Raw genomic sequence first — 443 nt, 5'->3', positions numbered from 1 at the left:
GGTGATGAAGGAAGACGACCTCTTCGCCGTCGTCGAGAAGTAATTGCTACTGCGCGGCCCACGGGCGGCGTCGGGCGGTGCTCGGAATCCTCACGTACCGAAGTACGTTCCGGTTCCTGCGCTCCGTCCGCCTGGCCCCTGAGCCGCTCGCTATGCAATTCTTTTCTCGACACAGTCATCCGTTTCACGATTTTTAGACATCTCTAGGAGCCAAACATGGCAGCAAAAGACGTAGTTTTCGGCGGCGAAGCCCGCGCCCGCATGGTCGAAGGCGTGAACATTCTCGCCAACGCAGTCAAGGTCACCCTGGGCCCCAAGGGCCGCAACGTGGTGCTGGAGCGCTCGTTCGGCGCCCCCACCGTGACCAAGGACGGTGTGTCCGTGGCCAAGGAAATCGAACTGAAGGACAAGCTGCAGAACATGGGCGCCCAGCTCGTGAAGGA

At 60.7% G+C, this 443-nt stretch carries 1 protein-coding gene; it reads left to right on the top strand.

From position 1 onward, the window contains the following. Positions 1-216: 216 nt before the first annotated feature. The coding region (locus tag GVL03_RS20330) for a TCP-1/cpn60 chaperonin family protein (protein ID WP_306770361.1) at positions 217-443 on the top strand (227 nt) is incomplete at its 3' end.

Source organism: Microbacterium sp. 18062 (assembly GCF_902706225.1).
In the GTDB taxonomy this organism is placed as follows: Bacteria; Actinomycetota; Actinomycetes; order Actinomycetales; family Microbacteriaceae; genus Microbacterium.
The sequence above is the reverse complement of the archived record's forward strand: the minus strand, read 5'-3'. Positions and strand labels throughout refer to the sequence as shown.